Origin of the sequence: Streptomyces sp. NBC_01275 (assembly GCF_026340655.1) — a bacterium.
Lineage (GTDB): Bacteria > Actinomycetota > Actinomycetes > Streptomycetales > Streptomycetaceae > Streptomyces.
This window is the reverse complement of record NZ_JAPEOZ010000001.1, coordinates 1,804,479-1,820,769: the sequence shown is the minus strand read 5'-3', so window position 1 is coordinate 1,820,769 and position 16,291 is coordinate 1,804,479. Positions and strand designations below refer to the sequence as shown.

Annotated in this window: 15 protein-coding genes; 9 read left to right on the top strand and 6 right to left on the bottom strand. The window is 72.0% G+C overall.

The genetic code is table 11. The features are described 5' to 3' along the window. Positions 1–59: 59 nt before the first annotated feature. The 3 genes from OG562_RS07760 to OG562_RS07750 all read left to right on the top strand — a co-directional run bounded on the left by OG562_RS07760 (position 60) and on the right by OG562_RS07750 (position 4,017). Positions 60–1,397 carry an ABC transporter ATP-binding protein gene (locus OG562_RS07760; protein ID WP_266395223.1) on the top strand — a complete coding sequence of 446 codons (1,338 nt, stop codon included), beginning with the start codon at positions 60–62 and terminating at the stop codon, positions 1,395–1,397. 129 nt (positions 1,398–1,526) lie between these two features. Further along, complete coding sequence (locus tag OG562_RS07755; protein WP_266395220.1) at positions 1,527–2,915, top strand: aldehyde dehydrogenase family protein; 1,389 nt, start codon at positions 1,527–1,529, stop codon at positions 2,913–2,915. A gap of 16 nt (positions 2,916–2,931) precedes the next feature. Continuing rightward, complete coding sequence (locus OG562_RS07750; protein ID WP_266395218.1) at positions 2,932–4,017, top strand: Zn-dependent alcohol dehydrogenase; 1,086 nt, start codon at positions 2,932–2,934, stop codon at positions 4,015–4,017. 232 nt (positions 4,018–4,249) lie between these two features. On the opposite strand, the gene OG562_RS07745 is transcribed toward OG562_RS07750, so the two are convergent. The 3 genes from OG562_RS07745 to OG562_RS07735 all read right to left on the bottom strand — a co-directional run bounded on the left by OG562_RS07745 (position 4,250) and on the right by OG562_RS07735 (position 6,813). Next, positions 4,250–5,212 (bottom strand): DMT family transporter, encoded by a 963-nt coding sequence (locus OG562_RS07745; RefSeq protein WP_266395215.1) that lies wholly within the window; start codon positions 5,210–5,212, stop codon positions 4,250–4,252. Positions 5,213–5,411: 199 nt separating this feature from the next. Beyond that, on the bottom strand, positions 5,412–6,122 hold the full coding sequence (locus OG562_RS07740; protein WP_266395213.1) for a helix-turn-helix transcriptional regulator: 711 nt from the start codon (positions 6,120–6,122) through the stop codon (positions 5,412–5,414). Positions 6,123–6,180: 58 nt separating this feature from the next. Next, positions 6,181–6,813 (bottom strand): TetR/AcrR family transcriptional regulator, encoded by a 633-nt coding sequence (locus OG562_RS07735; RefSeq protein WP_266395211.1) that lies wholly within the window; start codon positions 6,811–6,813, stop codon positions 6,181–6,183. Between the two features lie 109 nt (positions 6,814–6,922). Between OG562_RS07735 and OG562_RS07730 the strand changes: the two genes are divergently transcribed. The 3 genes from OG562_RS07730 (at position 6,923) to OG562_RS07720 (ending at position 9,120) form a co-directional block, all read left to right on the top strand. Then, positions 6,923–8,074: an acyl-CoA dehydrogenase family protein gene (locus OG562_RS07730; protein WP_266409097.1), complete on the top strand. Its 1,152-nt coding sequence runs from the start codon at positions 6,923–6,925 to the stop codon at positions 8,072–8,074. Positions 8,075–8,133: 59 nt separating this feature from the next. Next, the gene (locus tag OG562_RS07725; RefSeq protein WP_266395209.1) at positions 8,134–8,421 is read left to right on the top strand and encodes a YiaA/YiaB family inner membrane protein; all 288 of its coding nucleotides are present in this window, start codon (positions 8,134–8,136) and stop codon (positions 8,419–8,421) included. A gap of 72 nt (positions 8,422–8,493) precedes the next feature. Beyond that, complete coding sequence (locus OG562_RS07720; RefSeq protein WP_266395207.1) at positions 8,494–9,120, top strand: TetR/AcrR family transcriptional regulator; 627 nt, start codon at positions 8,494–8,496, stop codon at positions 9,118–9,120. 13 nt (positions 9,121–9,133) lie between these two features. On the opposite strand, the gene OG562_RS07715 is transcribed toward OG562_RS07720, so the two are convergent. Next, positions 9,134–9,595: a MaoC family dehydratase gene (locus OG562_RS07715; RefSeq protein ID WP_266395204.1), complete on the bottom strand. Its 462-nt coding sequence runs from the start codon at positions 9,593–9,595 to the stop codon at positions 9,134–9,136. A gap of 103 nt (positions 9,596–9,698) precedes the next feature. Between OG562_RS07715 and soxR the strand changes: the two genes are divergently transcribed. Beyond that, complete coding sequence (gene soxR, locus OG562_RS07710; protein WP_266395202.1) at positions 9,699–10,256, top strand: redox-sensitive transcriptional activator SoxR; 558 nt, start codon at positions 9,699–9,701, stop codon at positions 10,254–10,256. Positions 10,257–10,524: 268 nt separating this feature from the next. Here the strand turns inward: soxR and OG562_RS07705 are convergent, their stop codons facing one another. Beyond that, on the bottom strand, positions 10,525–11,592 hold the full coding sequence (locus tag OG562_RS07705) for an RNA ligase (ATP) (RefSeq protein WP_266395200.1): 1,068 nt from the start codon (positions 11,590–11,592) through the stop codon (positions 10,525–10,527). Positions 11,593–11,749: 157 nt separating this feature from the next. Between OG562_RS07705 and OG562_RS07700 the strand changes: the two genes are divergently transcribed. Beyond that, positions 11,750–12,484, top strand: coding sequence for a hypothetical protein (locus OG562_RS07700; protein WP_266395198.1), 735 nt, complete (start codon positions 11,750–11,752; stop codon positions 12,482–12,484). A gap of 94 nt (positions 12,485–12,578) precedes the next feature. Here OG562_RS07700 and OG562_RS07695 read toward each other — a convergent pair whose 3' ends face one another. After that, the gene (locus OG562_RS07695; RefSeq protein WP_266395196.1) at positions 12,579–13,187 is read right to left on the bottom strand and encodes a hypothetical protein; all 609 of its coding nucleotides are present in this window, start codon (positions 13,185–13,187) and stop codon (positions 12,579–12,581) included. A gap of 296 nt (positions 13,188–13,483) precedes the next feature. Here OG562_RS07695 and OG562_RS07690 point away from each other — a divergent pair, with 296 nt between their 5' ends. Then, positions 13,484–16,270, top strand: coding sequence for a penicillin acylase family protein (locus tag OG562_RS07690; RefSeq protein WP_266395194.1), 2,787 nt, complete (start codon positions 13,484–13,486; stop codon positions 16,268–16,270). The last annotated feature ends 21 nt before the right edge of the window (positions 16,271–16,291 follow it).

The window sequence follows — 16,291 nt, the reverse complement described above, 5'->3', positions numbered from 1 at the left end:
CCGCGCACAGTCCGTTAACTTCCGTGACTCACAAGCCAAGTGAGCCCCGGGACGCCTTCATGACACGCGCCATCTCCCTGCACGACGTCGGCAAGGTCCATGCGAAGGGCGTCCGCGTGGTGGACCGGCTGTCGCTGGACATCGTGCCCGGCGAGTTCCTCGTCCTGCTGGGACCCTCGGGCTGCGGCAAGTCCACCGTGCTCAGAATGATCGCCGGCCTGGAGCACATCACCGAGGGCGAGTTGCTCCTCGACGGCGCGTACGCCAACGACCTGCAGCCCTCGGAGCGGGACATCGCGATGGTCTTCCAGAACTTCGCCCTCTACCCGAACATGACCGGCCGCGACAACATCGGCTTCCCGCTGCGCATCGAGACGCCCGGCGCCGACCCGGCCCCCCGGGTGGACGCCACCGCCCGGATGCTCGGCATCGAGGACCTCCTCGACCGCTTCCCCGCCCAGCTCTCCGGCGGCGAACGCCAGCGCGTCGCCATGGGCCGGGCCATCGCCCGCCACCCCTCCGCCTTCCTGATGGACGAGCCCCTCTCCAACCTCGACGCCAAGCTCCGCAACCACCTGCGCGCCGAGATCTCCCGCCTCACCCGCGAGCTGGGCGTCACCACGGTCTACGTCACCCACGACCAGGCCGAGGCCATGTCGCTCGGCGACCGGGTCGCCGTCCTGCGCGGCGGCCTCCTTCAGCAGGTGGGCAGCCCGCGCGAGGTCTACGCCCTGCCGCGCAACGTCTTCGTCGCCGCCTTCATCGGCACCCCGCGCATCAACCTCCTGTGCGGCGTCGTGCGCGCCCCGCTCGACGGAGCGATGACCATCAGCCTCGGCAAGCAGGCCCTGCGCCTGCCCGAACCCCTCTCCCTGGACCACAAGCTGCTGCGGGTGCAGCAGGGCCGGGAGGTGATCGTCGGACTGCGCTCGGAGGCCGTGCGCATCGCCACGCCCGCCGAGGCCCGGCCCGGCGAGACCCACATCACCGGCCTGGTGGAGCATGTGGAGTTCCAGGGCCACGAGGCGCTCGTCCACTTCAACACCGGCTCCCGCCCCGCCGTCGTACCGGAGCTGGAGGCGCCGCGCCCCGTCCCGCGGCCCGACCGGCGCCGGCGGCGCGAGGGCGGAGTCCTGGACCGGCTGCGGGAGCGCGCGGGGAGTCTGCGGGCCGGCCCGGTCGTCGTCCTGGACGAGCCGCCGGAGCGGGACCGGCCGCCCACGTCCGCCGAGGGCCGCGCCCCCGGCGACCTGGTGGTCCGCACCACCCCCGACTTCGACCTCCGGTACGGCATGCAGGTCCCGCTCCTCGTCGACGTCGCCCACCTCTTCGTCTTCGACCAGCACGGCGACCGCGTCAGCCCGGCCCCGGCGCGGTTGCCGGACCTGGACGAGTGAGGGACGGGAGGTACGAGTGGGGCGCAGGTGAGGCGCGGCCGACATGACCGGGCGGCCCCTGGCGCCGAAAAACTAACGACGCTAGTTTAGGGCGCGGACGACGAGGCCCGCCCGGAGGGAACGCACACCATGAAGGCACACGACGGCATCTACCTCGACGGCGCCTGGCGCCCGGCCGCGGGCCAGGACGTGATCGAGGTGATCGACCCGACGGACGAGCAGGTCATCGGCCGCGTCCCGGCGGGCGACGCGCGGGACGTCGAGGCCGCCGTACGGGCCGCCCGCGCCGCCCTCGCCGGCTGGGCCGCGACCCCGCCGGCCGAGCGGGCCGCACGGCTGACCGCCCTCAGGGACGTCCTGGCGGCCCGCAAGGACGAGATCGCCGAGACCGTCACCGCCGAGCTCGGCGCACCCCTGCCCTTCTCCCAGGCGGTCCACGCGGCCGTGCCGATCGCGGTCGCGGGTTCCTACGCCGAGCTGGCCGCGACCCACCCCTTCGAGGAGAAGGTCGGCAACTCGACCGTCTTCCACGAGCCGATCGGCGTGGTCGCCGCCATCACCCCCTGGAACTACCCCCTGCACCAGATCGTCGCCAAGGTCGCCCCGGCCCTCGCCGCGGGCTGCACGGTCGTGCTCAAGCCCGCCGAGGACACCCCGCTCACCGCCCAGCTCTTCGCCGAGGCGGTCCACGAGGCGGGCGTCCCGGCCGGCGTCTTCAACCTCGTCACCGGCCTCGGCCCGGTCGCCGGCCAGGCCCTCGCCGAAAACCCGGGCGTCGACCTGGTCTCCTTCACCGGCTCCACCGCCGTCGGCCGGCGCATCGCCGCGACGGCCGGCGCCGCGATCAAGAAGGTCGCCCTCGAACTCGGCGGGAAGTCCGCCAACGTCATCCTCCCGAGCGCCGACCTCGCCAAGGCGGTCAACGTCGGCGTCGCCAACGTGATGTCCAACTCCGGCCAGACGTGCAGCGCCTGGACCCGCATGCTGGTCCACCGCGACCGCTACGACGAGGCGGTCGCCCTCGCCGCGACCGCCGCCGCCAAGTACGGCGACCGCATCGGCCCGGTCGTCAACGCCAAGCAGCAGGCCCGTGTGCGGGGTTACATCGAGAAGGGCGTCGCCGAGGGCGCGCGGCTGGTCGCCGGCGGCCCCGAATCCCCTCGCGAGCGCGGGTACTTCGTCGCCCCGACGGTCTTCGCCGAGGTCACACCGGAGATGACGATCGCCCAGGAGGAGATCTTCGGCCCGGTCCTGTCGATCCTGCGCTACGACGACGAGGACGACGCCCTGCGCATCGCCAACGGCACGGTCTACGGCCTCGCCGGAGCGGTCTGGGCCGGTGCGGAGAGCGAGGCGGTGGCCTTCGCCCGCCGGATGGACACCGGCCAGGTCGACATCAACGGCGGACGCTTCAACCCCCGCGCCCCCTTCGGCGGTTACAAGCAGTCGGGCGTCGGCCGCGAACTCGGCGTGCACGGCCTCGCCGAGTACCTCCAGACCAAGTCCCTCCAGTTCTAAGGAAGTCGGCAGAAACATGACCGTCCGCGCCGCCGTACTCCCCGCCGTCGGGGCCCCGCTGGAGATCACGGAGATCGAGCTCCCGGATCCCGGCCCCGGCCAGGTCCGCGTCCGCCTCGCCGCCGCCGGGGTCTGCCATTCCGACCTGTCCCTCTCCGACGGCACCATGCGGGTGCCGGTCCCGGCGGTGCTGGGCCACGAGGGCGCGGGGACGGTCGTCTCCGTCGGCGAGGACGTCGGGCACCTCGCACCCGGCGACGGCGTCGTCCTCAACTGGGCCCCGTCCTGCGGCCGTTGCCATGCCTGCGGGCTGGGCGAGGTCTGGCTGTGCGCCAACGCTCTCAACGGCTCCGCCGACGTCTACGCCCACCGCGCCTTGGACGGCAGCGACCTCCACCCCGGCCTGAACGTCGCCGCGTTCGCCGAGGAGACGGTCGTACCGGCCGCCTGCGTCCTGCCCCTGCCCGACGGCATCCCCCTCACCGACGCCGCCCTCCTGGGCTGCGCGGTCCTCACCGGCTACGGGGCCGTCCACCACTCCGCCCGCGTCCGCACCGGCGAGACGGTGGCCGTCTTCGGCGTCGGCGGGGTGGGCCTGGCGACCCTCCAGGCGGCCCGCATCGCCGGCGCCTCGAGGATCGTCGCCGTCGACGTCTCCCCGGAGAAGGAGGAGCTGGCCCGCGCCGCCGGCGCCACCGACTACGTCGTCGCCTCCGACCAGACCGCCCGCGAGATCCGCGCCCTCACCGGCAGACAGGGCGTCGACGTCGCCGTCGAGTGCGTGGGCCGCGCGGTCACCATCCGCACCGCCTGGGAGTCCACCCGGCGCGGCGGCCGCACCACGGTCGTCGGCATCGGCGGCAAGGACCAGCAGGTCACCTTCAACGCCCTCGAACTCTTCCACTGGGGCCGCACCCTCGCGGGCTGCGTCTACGGCGACTGCGACCCCGCGCGGGACCTCCCGGTGCTCGCCGAGCACGTCCGGGCCGGCCGCCTGGACCTGGGCATGCTGGTGACGGAACGGATCGCCCTGGAGGGCATCCCGGCGGCATTCGAGAACATGCTCGCGGGCAAGGGCGGAAGGGCGCTGGTCGTCTTCTAGGGATCCCCGGTTCTCTGGGGGCCCTCGCATGCCCGGGGGCCCAGGTTTTACTCGTGTCACATCAACTCCCGCACGGCCATTGACCCCATACCGTCCGGTCAGTATGTTCCCGGGAACGTCCCCACGCACCCACCGGAGTGTGCACGCATGGACACGTTCCCCACCGCTCACAGCACCCCCGTCAGGGCCCTCCCCACGAACCACCGCCGCCGGGTCGCCACCGCGGCCGCGCTCACGCCGACGCGTCGGCTTCCTCGGGCCGCGGCTCCTCCTGGACCGCGGCCCTCCCCGACCCCGACCTCGCCCGCGACCGGGACACCCCCACCCCCGCCAGGCACAGCGCCCCGCCCGCCAGCGTGAGCAGTCCCGGCACCTCGCCCAGCGCCAGCCATGACATCAGGACGACCAGGGCGGGCACCGCGTACGTGGTCGCGCCCATCCGGCTGGCGGACGTACGGGCCAGGGCGTACGCCCACGTGGTGAAGGCCAGCGCGGTCGGGAACACACCGAGGTAGACCATGTTGAGCGTCGCCGAGGCCGGCGCGTCGGCCGCCTCCGTCGCCAGTTGTCCGGCGAACGGCAGACAGACCACGGCCCCGACCAGACACCCGAACGTCGTCGCCTGGAGCGCGCTCGCCGTCCCGAGCGCAGGCTTCTGCGCGACGACCCCGCCGGCGTACGCGACCGCGGCCAGCAGGCACAGCGCCACCCCGAGCACCGACGCGCCGCCCCCGTCCGACATCGACAGCCCCACCGTGACCGCCCCCGCGAACGACACCGCCATCCCCGCCAGCAGCCGCGGCGGCATCGCGTCCCCGAGCAGCCGGGCGCCGAGCAACGCGATGAGAAGGGGGCCGACGTTCACCACCAGGGCCGCGGTGCCGGCGTCGACCTGCTGCTCGCCCCAGTTGAGGACGACCATGTAGAGGCCGAACCACAGCAGCCCGGACATCCCGATCCCGCGCCAGGCCGACCGCGGCGGCAACCCCTCCCGCCGTACGAGACAGATCGCCCCCAGCGCCAGGGCCCCGGCCAGCAGTCGCCCGAGCGCGAGCGCACCCGGTGAGTAGGCGGCTCCCGCGCTGCGGATCGAGACGAACGCGGAGGCCCACAGCACGACGGTGACCGTGGCGGCGCCGGTCGCCGGCAGCTTCGTACGACCACGGCCTTCCGTTGCGCGGAGGGGGTTCATCATGCTCCTGAGGTTAGGCGGCGACGCCGACGCGACGCCGGCGGAAATCGGACCGTGGACTGCTGAGCGGCGTTCGCTGCGACATCCAGGGGCGCGGGGCTGTATCGATGTGCGGCTCCGCCGCGTGGGCGCGACCAGCCGCACAGCACCCGCATCCGGCAGATCGCGGTTCCCGCTTCCCGGCAGTCGCCCATGCGAAAGCTCAGCGCAGCGCCCCCGCCTCGATGCCCAGCAGCCCGGACAGCGCGCGCTCGCCCTCCGCCGTCACCCGCACCGCCCGCTCGGAGCCGATGCGCACGCACCACCCGGCGTCGAGGACGTGCCGGCACAGGGCCGCGCCCGCGACGCCCGCCAGATGGGGGCGGCGCTCGGTCCAGTCGAGACAGGCGCGCGCCAGGGGGCGGCGGGTCCTGCGGTCGAGGGCGATGCCGGCGGCCTCGAACCACGCCACCCCGGCGTCCGTCAGCGCGAACCCCGTGTCCTGACGCAACGCCCCCCGCTCGGTCAACGCGTCCGTGACCGCGATGCCGAGCCGCCCGGCCAGGTGGTCGTAGCAGGTGCGGCCCCGGGCCATCGCCGAGCCCGCGCTCGCCTCCCGCAGCCCGCGCGGCCATGCGACACCGCTCGGGTCCACCTGCGCGGCCAGGTCCTCCAGCAGCTGCGCGACCCGGGCGTCGGCCAGCCGCACATACCGGTGCCGGCCCTGCCGTTCCTCGGCGAGCAGCCCGCCCGCGACCAGCTTGCCCAGGTGCTCGCTCAGCGTCGACGCGGCCACGCCCGCCTGCCGGGCCAGCTCACCGGCCGTCCAGGCCCGCCCGTCGAGCAGCGCCAGCAGACACACGGCCCGCGTCTCGTCGGCCATGAGCGCGGCGAGTGCGGCCAGCCCCGGCGCGCGTACGTCCCTGGCGGTCATGCGGTCCAGCATGCGCCCCGGACGCTTCGGCCCCCGCCGAACCGTCCTGGGACCTGCCCTAGTCGAGCCCCTCGTACTGCTGCGCCAGCCCGTCCAGCAGGGCCGTCAGCCCCGTCTCGAACGCCCGCTCGTCGATCTTCTCCTGCTGCTCGGCGAGGAGGTGCGCCTGGCCGAGATGGGGGTAGTCGGCGGGGTCGTACGCGCTCTGGTCGTCGACGAAGCCGCCGGCGAACGAGCCGAGCGCGGAGCCCATGATGAAGTAGCGCATCAGCGCGCCGATGGAGGTGGCCTGCGCGGGCGGCCAGCCGGCCGCGACCATCGCGCCGTAGACGGCGTCGGCGAGGCGCAGCCCGGCCGGGCGGCGGCCGGGCCCCTGGGCGAGGACCGGGACGATGTTCGGGTGGTCGCGCAGGGCGGCCCGGTAGGAGACGGCCCAGTCGTGCAGCGAGGTCCGCCACTCCCGGCCGTCCTCGAACATCGACAGGTCGACCTGGGCGCTCACCGAGTCGGCGACGGCCTCCAGGATCTCGTCCTTGGTGCGGAAGTGGTTGTAGAGCGAGGGCCCGCTCACCCCCAGCTCGGCGGCGAGCCGACGCGTGGAGAGCGCCGCCAGCCCCTCCGCGTCCACGAGCGCCCGGGCGGTGTCGACGATCCGGTCGGTGCTGAGCAAGGGCTTGCGCGGTCGGGCCATGGCGCACATAGTAGGGCTGCGCAACGAAAACTAGCAGTGCTAATTTAAGGTCCGGCTGCAAGCGGCTGCAAAGCGGCCGCAAAGCCTTCTTCAGTGAGGTGGTCTCGTGGTGAACCTGGGGCTCAGCGAGGAGCAGGAGGCCGTGCGGCAGCTCGCGAAGGACTTCGTGGACCGCGAGATCGCCCCGCACGTCGTCGCCTGGGACCGCGCCGAGGAGGTCGACCGGGGCATCGTGAAGAAACTCGGCGCAGTCGGTTTCCTGGGCCTGACGATCGACGAGGAGTACGGCGGCTCGGGCGGCGACCACCTCGCGTACTGCCTGGTCACGGAGGAGCTGGGCCGTGGGGACTCGTCCGTGCGCGGGATCGTCTCCGTCTCCCTCGGCCTGGTCGCCAAGTCCATCGCCGGCTGGGGGAGTCAGGAGCAGAAGCGGCGCTGGCTGCCGGGGCTGACCTCCGGCGAGCAGCTCGGCTGCTTCGGCCTCACCGAGCCCGGCACCGGATCCGACGCGGGCAACCTGACCACCCGCGCGGTCCGCGACGGCGCGGACTACGTCATCAACGGCGCGAAGACGTTCATCACCAACGGCACCTGGGCCGACGTGGTCCTCCTCTTCGCCCGCTCCACCGACGCCCCCGGCCACAAGGGCGTCTCCGCGTTCCTCGTCCCCACCGACACTCCCGGCCTGAGCCGCCGCACCCTCCACGGCAAGCTCGGCCTGCGCGGCCAGGCGACCGCCGAACTCGTCCTGGACGACGTCCGCGTGCCCGCCTCCGCGCTGCTGGGCGAGGAGGGCAAGGGCTTCTCGGTCGCCATGTCGGCGCTGGCCAAGGGCCGGATGTCGGTCGCGGCGGGCTGCGTGGGGATAGCCCAGGCCGCCCTGGACGCGGCCGTGAAGTACGCCGGAGAGCGCGAGCAGTTCGGGAAGACCATCGCCCACCACCAGCTCGTCCAGGAGCTGATCACCGACATCGCGGTCGACGTCGACGCCGCGCGCCTGCTGACCTGGCGCGTCGCCGACCTGATCGACCGGGGCCTGCCCTTCGCCACCGAGTCCTCCAAGGCCAAGCTGTTCGCCTCCGAGGCCGCCGTCCGCGCCGCGAACAACGCCCTCCAGGTCTTCGGCGGCTACGGCTACATCGACGAGTACCCGGCCGGGAAACTCCTGCGCGACGCCCGGGTGATGACCCTCTACGAGGGCACGAGCCAGATCCAGAAACTGGTCATCGGGCGGGCGCTGACAGGGGTTTCGGCGTTCTGAGTACCTTCTGAGTAGGAGGACGGATGTGCCGGCGGCCACATCCGGCGAAGCTTCTCCCCATGAGTGAGACACCGGTCAAGCAGCAGAGCACGGCGGCGTTCTACGGACAGGCCGTCGCCTCCTTCGGCATCGCCGTCGCGGCCACCGCCATCGGCATCTACAACCTCCACACCGACGCCTGGGTGCGCGGCTTCCTGGCGATCGCCGTCCTGTATCTGGTGACCTCCGCCTTCACGCTGGCGAAGGTGATCCGCGACCGCCAGGAGGCCGGGCAGATCGTGAGCCGGGTGGACCAGGCCCGCCTGGAGAAGCTCCTGGCCGACCACGACCCCTTCGAGAAGATCTGAGCAGGCACTCTAAGCGGGCGCTCACCTTCGGCGGTATGGTGTAGCTCCTGTACCGAGAGGGGCGAGTCAGCGATGAGTACGGCGGAGGAGACGGCCGACGGCGAGATCGAGCCGTGGGAAGAGGTCACCCCTGACGCGGCCCGGCGGCTGCTGGTCGCCGCCGTGGAGGCCTTCGCCGAGCGCGGCTACCACGCGACGACGACCCGTGACATCGCGGGCCGCGCGGGGATGAGCCCGGCCGCCCTCTACATCCACTACAAGACCAAGGAAGAGCTGCTCCACCGCATCAGCCGGATCGGTCACGACCGCGCGCTGGGCATCCTGCGGACGGCCGCGAGCGCCGAGGGCACCGCCACACAGCGCCTCGCGGAGGCCGTCAGCTCCTTCGTCCGCTGGCACGCCGGGCGGCGCACCACCGCACGCGTCGTCCAGTACGAACTCGACGCGCTCGGACCCGAGGCCCGCGCCGAGATCCTCGACCTGCGTCGGAAGGTCGACGCCGAGGTGCGCGGGATCATCGAGGAGGGCGCGGCGAGCGGCGAGTTCGCCGTCCTGGACGTCCACGGCACCACCCTCGCCGTGCTGTCCCTCTGCATCGACGTGGCCCGCTGGTTCAACGTCGACGGCCCCCGCACGCCCGACGAGGTCGGCGCGCTGTACGCCGACCTCGTGCTGCGGATGGTGGGCGCGGCGAAGTGACGCCCACGTGCGGTTACAGGTAGTACCGGGACACGGACTCCGCCACGCACACCGGCTTGTCCCCGCCCTCGCGCTCGACGGTGAAGGCGACGCTGACCTGGACGCCGCCGGCCACGTCGTCGACGCCGGTGATCGTCGCCGTCGCGCGCAGCCGGGAGCCGACCGGGACGGGCGCGGGGAAGCGCACCTTGTTCGTCCCGTAGTTGACGCCCATCTTCACGCCCTCGACCTCGATCAGCTGGGGCCCGAAGAGCGGCAGCAGCGAGAGGGTCAGATACCCGTGCGCGATGGTGGTCCCGAACGGGCCGGCGGCGGCCTTCTCCGGATCGACATGGATCCACTGGTGGTCGCCGGTGGCCTCCGCGAACAGGTCGATCCGCTTCTGGTCGACGTCCAGCCAGTCCGTGTACCCCAACTGCTCGCCCACCGCCGACCTCAGTTCGTCGACGGACGTGAAGATCCTCGGCTCTGCCATGTCCCGGCCTCTCGTGCGATGTCTAAGCAACTGCTTAGCATGGTCGGGTGCGGGGCCGCTGTCAACGGATCCCGGGTGTGACGCGGTGGGTAGGGTTCGAGGGGTGCCCCAGATTCCCGAGACGATCCACGAGCTCACGGTCGGCCAGCTCTCCGCCCGCAGCGGCGCCGCGGTCTCCGCCCTGCACTTCTACGAGACCAAGGGCCTGATCAGCAGCCGCCGCACCACGGGCAACCAACGCCGCTACCACCGGGACGCGCTCCGCAGGGTCGCCTTCGTCCGGGCCGCCCAGCGGGTCGGCATCCCGCTCGCCACGATCCGCGAGGCGCTCGCCGAACTCCCCGAGGAGCGCACCCCCACCCGCGAGGACTGGGCCCGCCTCTCCGAGGCCTGGCGCGCCGAACTGGACGAACGCATCAAGCAGCTCAACCGCCTGCGCGACCACCTCACCGACTGCATCGGCTGCGGCTGCCTCTCCCTCGACACCTGCGTCCTCTCCAACCCCGACGACGCCTTCGGCGAACGCCGGTCGGGCTCCCGCCTGCTGGTGGAGAAGAAGACCGGGCGGGGGAGCGGGAATCGCCGGCCGGCCCCTGCGACGCCTCGGGCGGGGTCGCCTACGGGGAAGGCGGCGCCGGAGACGCCGGGCGGCTGCCGCTGAACGACCGGGGAGGCCGCCGGGGCGACTGTGGAGGCCGCCGGGGCGTGCGCCCACCCCTGCGACGGCTCCCCCGCCGACGCCCCAGCCGACATTCCCCGTCGGCCCCCCGTCAGGTCCCCTCCGCTGCCGCTGAGCGACCGCGGAGGGTGCCGGGGCGTGCGCCACCCCTGCGACCGCCCCCCCGCCGACGTCCCCTGCCCATGCCCCCGCCGACGCCCCGGCCGACATCCTCAGCCGACCTTCCCCCATCGGCCCCCGCCAGGTCCCCTCACTCGTACTCCGTGCCGCCCTTCCGGGTCAGGTACGCGCCGCTCACCGCCTTGGCGATCGCCCTGCCGCCGGTGACCGGGCTGTACCGCTCGACGGTCGGGCGAATCACCACGCCCTCGCGCAGATGCAGCTCCCGACCGGACACCGTCTCGCGGCCGGTGGCGATCTCCAGGACGCGTTCGCTGTCGTAGGGACCCTCGAACAGCCTTGGCACCAGGGGAAGTTCGCCGTCCAGCAGCTCCGCCGCGTCCAGCCAGCGCACGGTGCCGTCGATCTCCGCGGAGACGTCGAACACGGCGTACCCGAGCGTGTCCCGGCGGCCGTCCGCGCCGTAGGTCAGGTCCTGCACGCCCGCGCCGTACACCTCGCCGAAGACGCCGATCCGGCGCGCGCCCAGTCGTTCGGCGAGGCGGGCCGCGGCCTCGGGGACGCCGTGGCCGCGCACGGCGCGCCAGTACAGGTTCCGCGGGTCCTCGGAGAGGGCCAGCGACTTCGCGCCGAAGCCCTTCGACGACACGTACACCCGGCCCTCGTCGGCGAGGTACGTCAGCAGGCACGCCGATCCGTGCAGCTTCTCGGTGAGGACCACCGGCTCGCCGGGCGTGAAGATGTCCGGGTAGCGCTGGATGTTCTCGATGTCGACCCAGGGCAGCAGATCCGGCGCGGACTCGACGTCGCCGCTCATCGTCGGCGGGATCGGCGGCGCCCACTTGACGATGCCGAGCAGTTCCGCGAAGTCGGTGCCCTCCTCCGCCGCCCGTGTCAGGTCGACGCCGGCCAGCGCCTGCGGCCGGCACACGATCCCCTGTGACAGCTCGCCCCGCAGCCGCACCGCCTTCACCCGGTCCGACCTGCTCCCCGCCAGCCGCCCGGTCAGCCCCAGCTCCTCGACCAGCTCGGCCGGAAGCACCGACTGCTCGGGTATGTAGAGAGCGGCCTCACCGGTGCGGTAGGCGCCCTTGGCGACGACGGCCCGGTACAGGCCGACCTGGGCCAGTTCGAGGGCGTCGGCGTTGGGGTGTTCGTGGACGGTCAGCACTTCGGCGGTGACGCGCAGCGTCGACATGCGGGCTCCTTCGGGCACATGGTCTCTTCAGGCGGGTTTCATCACCGTCGACTCTCCCCGCCGGAAAGAGGTGGAGCGACCCGATTAACGGCTGGTAGCGTCGCCCTCTTCGGCCGGCGGCGACGCCGTGCGCGGAGTCCTGACGGGATCGACTCCCTTGTCCTCACCCGCTCTTGCCGCCGCCCTCGCGGACATCGACACGGTCTTCAACGGCTTCGCCAGCCCGAACGAGACCGGCTGTGGCTACTGCCACGCGCCCGAGGAGACCGCGTATCTGCGCACGCCGTACACCCGCGTGCCGGTGGACGTGGTGCGGTACTACCTCTTCGAGGTGGCCGACCACTTCGACGACCACGCGGCCTCGATGCGGCGCCTGCTGCCGCAGGCGGCACGGTCTATGGCCGACGGCACCCTGAGCGCGATCGGCTATTCGCCCCACGGGTGGAGCCGGATGGGCTGGCGTTCCTGGCCGGCCGAGCAGTCCGCCGCGATCGAGGCCTTCCTGATCGCCTGGTGGCAGGACACCCTCATGACGCCCGAGCCGCCGTACGGCGTCGACGACGTCTTCGAGACCTGCGCCACGATCGCCGGGACCGTGACCCCGTTCCTGGACGGGTGGGTCCAAGGCCCGGTCGCCGACGCGCACCTGGCCCGCTGCACCGACGTCTGGCTCTACGACCTGCTGTCCGACTACTCCCCGTTCTCCTTCTGGTACGACGACAGCGAGGACGCCGGTATCGCGGCACTACGCGACTGGCTGGCCGGCCCCGGCGCGGTCCGCCTGCGCGCCCAGGGCGAGCCCGACCTCGCCGCCCGCGCCGAACTCCTCCCCCTCTCCTACGACGAGCGCTGGACGCACCCGTACTGGGGCAGTGCTTCGACCGCCGACTGAACTTCGACACCACTCGTCGCCGGTCCAGAAGGGGGGTGCGGCATCCCCTGCGCACCCCCGGCGTGCTCTCGGGCCGACACCGGTCGGCGTGCTCTCAGGCCGACATCGGCACCAGCAGCCGTCCGCGCCTGGCGTACGCCAGCGCCTCGGGTGTGAGCACGGGCCGCGGGACCAGGATTCCGCAGTCCACACAGACCGGACCCGCCGACGGCTCATGGTCCAGTTCGTACTTCCACAGCAGGCGATCGCCGCCGCACACCGGGCAGGAGGCCCCCGGCGCGCGCTCCAGCGCGGCGATCAGCTTGCGCAGCACGTCGGCCATGGCCTCACCGGGGTGGACCCGGGGGTCGTCGCACCAGGCCACCCCGAACCCGCCCCAGGTCAGCCGGTGCCAGTCGTCCACGGAGCCGGGCCTGCGCAACCCGTCGTGCTTCTCCTTCTTGCGGCGTTCGGCGAACTCGCCCTCGTAGGCCAGCCACACCGCGCGGGCCTCCTCCAGCTCGTCCAACGCGGCCACGAGCCGCGCAGGATCGGGGGAGCGGTCCTCGGGTCCGAACCCGGCCCGGGAGCACAGATGGTCCCAGGTCGCCCTGTGCCCGTAAGGGGCGAACCGCTCGAGGCACTTGCGCAGCGAGTAACGCCGCAGGGCCAGATCGCACCGCGGATCTCTCACCTGTCTCGCCAGACTCCGGAAACCGGCCATCGCCTTGCACCTCCGTCACATCTGCACCTGTACTTCGGTCACTTCGGCGTCGTCGTTGGGGGACGTCGACGAATAGACGTATCGACCGGCGATTCGGCTCCATCCGATTCACCGTTGCGTTCACCGTCCGATTCACCGTCCCCTTCACGGCCCGATGCGCGATCTGATGCGCCGTCCGATTTCGGATGCCCGCCGTCAGTCGGACGGGGCGACTCCAAAAAGTGACGCATGTTCATCTTCAATCCCGGGGATACCGGCGGTAACCTTCCGCGCACCCCCGTCGCTAGGAGCAGCCGATGCCACGGCGAACCCCCCGCACCGCCCTCGACACACTGAGAACTCCCGGCAGATTCCCCGGGTTCCTGAAGACCGCATCCGTATGCGCGCTCATCGCCGGTCTTCTGTCGCCGCTCACCACGGCGGCCGCGGCGGCCGACGCCACGGCCGCCAACGACTACTGCGGCGGCCAGTGCTCCGACATCCTGCCGCCCGGCGAGAACGGCAACGCCACCCTCGCCCAGATCCTGCTCAACCAGGCCTTCGGCACCCAGCCCGACCACGCCGAGGACCAGCTCGGCCCGTACGCCAACCTGGCCAAGGGCTACTCCACCCTCACCAACGCCACGATCAACACGTTCTTCAACGACGCGTCGTTCGGGGTAGCTTCCGATCAAGTCGCCTCCACGGAGAAGCCCGCCGGCCGCACGGACGTCACGATCGTCCGCGACAAGAAGACGGGTGTGCCGCACATCACCGGTACCACCAGATACGGCACCGAGTTCGGCGCCGGGTATGCGGCGGGTGAGGACCGGCTGTGGCTCATGGACGTCTTCCGCCACGTCGGCCGCGGCCAGCTCACCAACTTCGCCGGCGGCGCGGCCTCCAACCAGGGCCTGGAACAGCAGTTCTGGCGCAACGCCCCCTACACCGAGGCCGACCTCCAGGCGCAGATCGACAACGCCATCGCCTCCAACGGCGCCCGCGGCCAGCAGGCCCTCGACGACGCCAACGCCTACCTCGCGGGCATCAACGCCTACATCGACGCCTCCGACAGCGGCCGCTACTTCCCCGGCGAGTACGTCCTCACCGGCCACAAGGACTCCATCACCAACGCCGGCACCATCGACCACTTCAAGATTACCGACCTGGTGGCGCTGGGCTCGGTCATCGGCACGCTCTTCGGCTCCGGGGGCGGCGGCGAGGTCAACAACGCGATCTCGCTGCTCGCCGCGCAGGAGAAGTACGGCGTCGAGCAGGGCAGCAAGGTCTGGGAGGCGTTCCGCGAGCGCAACGACCCCGAGGCCGTCCTCACCGTCCACAACGGCGAGAGCTTCCCGTACGCCGCCAAGCCCGACACCCCGCAGGGCGAGGCCCTGCCGGACGCCGGGTCGGTGACCGAGGAACCGCTGATCTACGACGCCACCGGCACCGGAGCCGCCACCGCGGCCACCGCCGCCTCCGCCACGGCGACCGCGGCCGCCCTCACCTCCGCCAAGCGAGGCATGTCCAACGCCCTGGTCGTCAGCGGCAAGGCCACCGCCAGCGGTCACCCCATCGCCGTCTTCGGGCCGCAGACCGGCTACTTCGCCCCACAGCTGCTCATGCTCCAGGAGATCCAGGGCCCGGGCATCAGCGCCCGCGGCGCCTCCTTCGCGGGCCTGAGCATGTACGTGGAACTCGGCCGCGGCCAGGACTACGCGTGGAGCGCCACCACCTCCGGCCAGGACATCATCGACACCTACGCGGTCGAGCTGTGTCAGGACGACTACCACTACCTGTACCACGGCACCTGCACGGCCATGGACGTGATCGAGCAGAAGAACGCCTGGAAGCCGACCACGGCCGACGGCACCGCGGCCGGCTCCTACACGATGCGCGTCTACCGCACCAAGTACGGCCCGGTCGAGTACCGCGCGACCGTGGGCGGCAAGAAGGTCGCCTACACCACCCTGCGGTCCTCCTACATGCACGAGGCCGACTCCATCATCGGCTTCCAGATGCTGAACGACCCGGACTACGTCAAGAGCCCGCAGACCTTCCAGAGCGCGGTCCAGCACATCAACTTCACCTTCAACTGGTTCTACGCCGACTCCACGCACACCGCGTACTACAACAGCGGCAACAACCCGGTGCGCGCGAGCGGGGTCGACGCCGAGTTCCCGGTGTGGGCGCAGGCGGCGTACGAGTGGAAGAACTGGGTGCCGGCCACCAACACGGCCGACTACACGCCGGCTTCGGCGCACCCCAACTCCATCGACCAGGACTACTACATCTCCTGGAACAACAAGCAGGCCAAGGACTACGCCACCGCCTCCTGGGGCGACGGGTCCGTGCACCGCGGCAACCTGCTGGAGGACCGGGTGAAGAAACTGGTCGCGGCGGGCGGGGTCACCCGCGCGTCGCTCACGAAGGCGATGGCGGACGCGGCGCTCGCGGACCTGCGCGCCGAGGACGTGCTGCCCGACCTGCTGAAGGTGGTCACCAGCTCGACGGTCACCGACACCACCGCGGCCGCCGCGGTCACCAAGCTCCAGACCTGGCTCACCGCGGGCGGCAAACGAACGGAGACCACGGCCGGCTCGAAGACCTACGCCGACGCCGACGCGATCCGCATCCTGGACGCGTGGTGGCCGCTGCTGGTGAAGGCCGAGTTCGAACCCGGCCTCGGCACCGGCCTGTACACCGCGTTCACCGCCAACCTGCCCATCGACGAGACCCCGTCAGCCGCCCACGGCCCGACCGGGGCACACGCCGGAAGCTCCTTCCAGTACGGCTGGTGGAGCTATGTCGACAAGGACATCCGGGCCGTGCTCGGCGAGACCGTGCAGGGCGGGCTGACGCAGACGTACTGCGGCGGCGGCAGCCTCAGCGCCTGCCGGGACATCCTCATCAGCACCCTGAAGACGGCGGCCGGCAAGACCGCGGCCCAGGTCTACCCCGGCGACGACCTCTGCGCGGCGGGCAACCAGTGGTGCGCCGACTCGATCGTCCAGCGCACCCTGGGCGGCATCAAGCACGGCAACATCAGCTGGCAGAACCGACCCACCTTCCAGCAGGTGGTGGAGTTCACGTCACACCGGTGACGCCATGAGGGCGGTGGGTCG